This window comes from uncultured Methylobacterium sp., assembly GCF_964244095.1.
GTDB lineage: Bacteria > Pseudomonadota > Alphaproteobacteria > Rhizobiales > Beijerinckiaceae > Methylobacterium.
In genome coordinates this window covers 1-4,926 of the sequence record NZ_CAXTHR010000212.1, presented here as the reverse complement: position 1 = coordinate 4,926, position 4,926 = coordinate 1, and the positions used below count along the sequence as shown (strand labels likewise).

Below are 4,926 nucleotides of genomic sequence, written 5' to 3'. Positions count from 1 at the left end.
GAGGATCAGCGCCTGCCGGGTTCGGCGCACCGATTTCACGCACGAGGGATGACAGCAGTCGTCTCAACACGTCGAGGATGACGATGATCGGCGCCGGAGGCGTAGAATCCATCTCTTCAGGGCCGCGCTCGCCGTCCGCTTCGGACCTTGCTCGATGGCTGGACGCCCAGAGAATTGCGGACCGTCGCGACGGCGCGCCGCCGCTCGACCGGCGCCTGCGCGACCTCGAAGCCCTGAAGCGCGCGGTGCTGGCCTATCAGGACCGCTTCGTGGAGGCGGTCTCGGCGGATTTCGGCCACCGCTCCCGGCAGGAGACGCGCTACCTCGACCTGCTCCCCGTGGTCACCACCATCGGCTACCTGCGGGCCAACCTCGCGCGCTGGATGCGCCCCGAGCCTCGGCGCGTCGCGCTGCATTTCCGGCCCGGGCGCGCACGGGTCGTCTACCAGCCGCTCGGCGTCGTCGGGATCATCGCGCCGTGGAACTATCCCGTGGTCCTGGCGCTCACCCCGCTCGCGACGGCGCTCGCCGCCGGCAACCGGGTGATGCTCAAGCCCTCCGAATCCACGCCGCGGACGTCAGCCCTTCTGGCCATGATGCTGGCGGAGCTCTTCCCGCCCGAGCAGGTCACCGTCGTGCTGGGCGACGCGACGGTGGCGGCGGCCTTCGCCGCGCTGCCGTTCGACCGGCTCGTGTTCACCGGCAGCACGCCGGTCGGCCGCGCCGTGATGCGCGCGGCCAGCGCCAACCTCGTCCCCGTGACGCTCGAACTCGGGGGCAAGTCGCCGGCCATCGTCGAGCGCGGAACGTCGCTGAGGCGGGCGGCGCACGCCATCGCCTTCGGCAAGCTCACCAATGCCGGGCAGACCTGCATCGCGCCGGATTACGCCCTCGTCGCCCGTGACGAAGTCGGGGCGTTCGTCGAGGCCTTCGCCCGCGAAGTCGATCGCTACTATCCGCGGATCGCCACGAACCCGGACTACGCGACGATCATCGACGACCGCCACCACGCCCGCCTGCATGCGCTCCTCGACGACGCCCGGACCAAGGGCGCGACGGTCCAAGAGATCAGCGCGATCGATGACGACGCGCGGCGGCTGCATCCGCGAACCTTCCTTCCGGCCGTCGTCACGGGCGTCACCGACGCGATGGCGCTGATGCGGGAGGAGATCTTCGGGCCGATCCTGCCGGTCGTCGCCTACGACGGCCTGGAGGAGGCGATCGGCTTCGTGAACGCGCGGCCTCGGCCGCTGGCGCTCTACTTCTTTGGCGGAAGCGGACCGGCACAGGAGCGGGTTCTGGCTCAAACCACCTCGGGCAACGTGACGGTGAACGACACGATCCTGCACTACGCGCAGGACGACCTGCCGTTCGGCGGCGTCGGCGCGAGCGGCATGGGCGCCTATCACGGCCACGAGGGCTTCAAGACGATGAGCCATGCCAAGGGCATCTTCACGCAGCCGCGCCTGAACGCCGCGGACGTGATCCGGCCGCCGTTCGGACGCCTGTTCGAGCGCGTGCTAGCCTACCTGCTCCGATAGCCTTTCGGAGGGACTGTCCGCGCATGTCCCGCGTCATGCGCCGCAGGTTCGATCCGGCCGGGAGCAGGCCCGAACGGCTCACGCTGCCGGGCTCGACCCGGGCAGCACGGCATGGACGTAGCTCGCGAGGCTGGCGCTGCGCAGCAGACGGAACGGCTTGGCCCCATCGCCGCAGCTCCGCTTGACCCAAGCGGTCGCCTCGTGGCTGACGCACGCGACAGGAAACAGGACGAGATCGCTCTGTCCGACGAGCCCAGGGAGCAGGCTCAGGCTCTCCTCCACGCCGCCGTCGTGGCTCAGCAGGCGGCCGCCCCGAGCGGTCGTGAAGCGCCGGAGGTTGGCCACCTGGCGCGGACGGCCGCCGACGTAGAGGAAGGTCTTTCCCTTCAGACAGGCCGGGTCGGCCGCGGGCATTCCGGCATCGACCGTGGGAGCGTCCAAGGCGGATTCCAAAGCCAGGACCTCGGCTTCCAGCGCCCGGCTCCGTCCGACCTCGGCATCGAGATCCCGGCTCAGGCGGCTCGACGCCTGCATCAGGATCGCGACCTTCTCCTCCAGGGCCTCCGCGTGGGCCTGTTCCCGGGCGAGGCGGCCTTCCAGGGTTTTCACGGTATCCCGTCGCGTGACGGGGTCGGTGCCGTGCCGAGCGGAAGCCGGCACGGCACAGGCCGCCTCGGCCATCCGGTTGCGCGCACCTAGGGCGTCGCGCTGCTCCATCAGTTCGAGGATGCGCCGCTCCTGCCGTGCGGCCTCGGCGTCGCGCTCGGCCAGATCCGCCTCGAGCTGGCGCAGGCGGCGGATGTCGGCCCGGTTCGACTGCCCGACGAGGTGCGAGAGCATGTGCACCTCGCCGAAGACATCCTGCACCAGCGCCCAGTCGGTGGCCGGATGGGTGATCGCCGCCCAGTAGGCACCGGGGATCTCCCCGCGTTCCAGCGATGCGCGCCAGAGGGTACGGACCTCGCTGGCCGTGCGTGCCTCCGAGAAGCGCCGGATCTCACGCTCGTGGCGGCGGTCGAGCGCCTTCTGAAGCAGCCTGCCCCCGCCGTCCCGGCGCCCGGCCATCTGGACGATCTCGCCGTGCAGGCGGTGCTCGGTCATCGTCCGCGCATCCACACGGCCGAGCTTGGTCAGCAGGCCGCGCGCCTCGGCATTGGTCAGGCAGGTGCCGACGATCGAGCAGTGCAGGGTGTCGGCGAGCTCCCAGATCCGGTCGCGCGGCTTCTCGGCCGCGTCGGCCTCCGGCGGCACGAAGGCCGGGCGGCCCGCGCCCGCTGCCAGCGCCCGCAGGGCCGGTCCGCCGATGTGAGGGCTGTGGGTCACGGCGCAGCTCCGCAGTCGCTATATCCAATCAGATATAGCCGATCTGTCGCAAAGGCCGGCGCTCGTGTAAAGGGGGAGCAATTCCGGGCCGCACCGGCGGAGCTAGAGACAGGCCACCGACGACGGGCAGCCCGAACGACGAAGGGGCCCGCATGGCCTTCATGCGGGCCAGCATCCACCGCGCTCGAAATGGTCCGGGCTAAGCTAGGGAGGGCTGTTGCAGGCCATCAGCCGTGCCCGGTGTTCGCAGTTCCGTACGAACGTGGCGCGCCCACGGGGAATCGAACCCCGGTCTGATCCGTGAGAGGGACCTGTCCTAACCGCTAGACGATGGGCGCGGTCGCCAGCGCCGGATGCAGCTATCCGGCGGCGAGGCGTTCGTATAGCGACGGTGCGACGACGGAGCAAGACCCGCGCGGGGCCATTCTCGCGCGGTGGCGCCCGGTCGCGGGGGTGGCGTGTTGCAGGACGCGGGTGTCGCGGGCGAACGGCGGGCGGTGATCGGGCCGGAGGCGGAACGCACGCGCCTCGACCGGGCGCTGGCCTCGGCCTTCCCGGACGTGTCGCGCGCGCGGCTGCAGGATCTGGTGAAGGCGGGCCACGTCCGCCGCGACGGGGTGACGGTGCTCGATGCGGCGGTGAAGGTCGGGCCCGGCGCGGTGCTCGCGGTCGTCCTGCCCGAGGCGGTGGCGCCCGAGCCCCGGCCCGAGACGCTGGCCCTCGCGATCGCCTACGAGGACGACGACCTCGTCGTGATCGACAAGCCGGCCGGCCTCGTGGTCCACCCGGCGCCGGGCCACGAGGCCGGGACGCTGGTCAACGCGCTGATCGGCCATTGCGGGGCGAGCCTGTCGGGGATCGGCGGCGTGCGCCGGCCCGGCATCGTCCACCGCCTCGACAAGGACACCAGCGGGCTGATCGTCGTCGCCAAGAACGACGCCGCCCACCGGGGCCTCACCGCGCAGTTCGCCGACCACGGCCGCAGCGGCCCCTTGGAGCGGGCCTATCTCGCGCTCGGCTGGGGCGTGCCCGAGCCGCGCGTCGGCACCATCGACGCCAACCTCGCCCGCAGCCGGCGCAACCGCGAGAAGATCGCGGTGGTGCGCGCCGACGAGGGCCGCCGCGCGGTGACGCATTACGCGGTTCAAGCGGCCTATCCGGACGCCGCGCTGATCCGCTGCCGCCTGGAGACCGGCCGCACCCACCAGATCCGCGTGCACCTCGCCCATCGCGGCCATCCGCTGCTCGGCGACGGGGTCTATGGCGGGGCCTTCCGCACCAAGGCCGCGCGCCTGTCCGGGCCCGCGCAGGCCGCGCTCGCGGCGCTCGGGCGGCAGGCCCTGCACGCGGCGCTGCTGGGCTTTGCTCATCCGCGGACGGGCGAGCCCCTCCGCTTCGAGAGCCCGTTGCCGCCGGAGATGGCGGCCCTGGTGCGGGCGCTCGCCGCCCCGTGACGGTCGCGGGAGCGGGAGCGGAACGGGCCCTGGGGCGCAGCGATCGGCGTGCGCAACCGCACCGCGATCCGCGACCTTTCGTGTCAGCGTCGACCTTCCGAAGCCCTCGCGCGTTGAGGCCGGTGTTCGCGTCGCGGACCCGCTACCGGTCCGGACCGTTCCCCGGTACGGTGGAGGTTCGGTGAGCCGGCTCCGGGAGCGGCCTCCGCGACGCAAGCGTCCGCTCATCCGGGCGGACCATCCAGGGAGATTGCCATGGCCGGCGCATTGCCCGTGCTCGCCAACGAGGGTGGCCTGTCGCGCTACCTCGACGAGATCCGCAAGTTCCCGATGCTGGAGCCGACGGAGGAGTTCACGCTGGCCAAGAACTGGCGCGACGGCGGCGACCGCGAGGCCGCGCACCGGCTCGTGACCTCGCACCTGCGCCTGGTCGCCAAGATCGCGATGGGCTACCGCGGCTACGGCCTGCCGATCGGCGAGGTGGTGTCCGAGGGCAATGTCGGCCTGATGCAGGCGGTCAAGCGGTTCGACCCGGACAAGGGCTTTCGCTTGGCCACCTACGCGATGTGGTGGATCAAGGCGGCGATCCAGGAATACATCCTGCGCTC

Annotated in this window: 4 protein-coding genes and 1 tRNA gene; 3 read left to right on the top strand and 2 right to left on the bottom strand. The window is 71.7% G+C overall.

Features of this window, described 5'->3' with window-relative positions:
• Positions 1-83: 83 nt before the first annotated feature.
• Positions 84-1,541 carry a coniferyl aldehyde dehydrogenase gene (locus ACFE86_RS21130; protein ID WP_375457282.1) on the top strand — a complete coding sequence of 486 codons (1,458 nt, stop codon included), beginning with the start codon at positions 84-86 and terminating at the stop codon, positions 1,539-1,541.
• A 78-nt stretch (positions 1,542-1,619) separates the two neighbouring features.
• On the opposite strand, the gene ACFE86_RS21125 is transcribed toward ACFE86_RS21130, so the two are convergent.
• Entirely contained in the window at positions 1,620-2,864 is a 1,245-nt protein-coding gene (locus tag ACFE86_RS21125) for a DUF2325 domain-containing protein (protein WP_375457281.1), read from the bottom strand.
• Positions 2,865-3,127: 263 nt separating this feature from the next.
• Positions 3,128-3,202, bottom strand: a tRNA-Glu gene (locus tag ACFE86_RS21120).
• A gap of 123 nt (positions 3,203-3,325) precedes the next feature.
• Here ACFE86_RS21120 and ACFE86_RS21115 point away from each other — a divergent pair.
• Positions 3,326-4,318, top strand: coding sequence for an RluA family pseudouridine synthase (locus ACFE86_RS21115; protein WP_375457280.1), 993 nt, complete (start codon positions 3,326-3,328; stop codon positions 4,316-4,318).
• Positions 4,319-4,573: 255 nt separating this feature from the next.
• On the top strand, positions 4,574-4,926 hold a 353-nt coding region (locus ACFE86_RS21110), incomplete at its 3' end, for a sigma-70 family RNA polymerase sigma factor (RefSeq protein WP_375457279.1).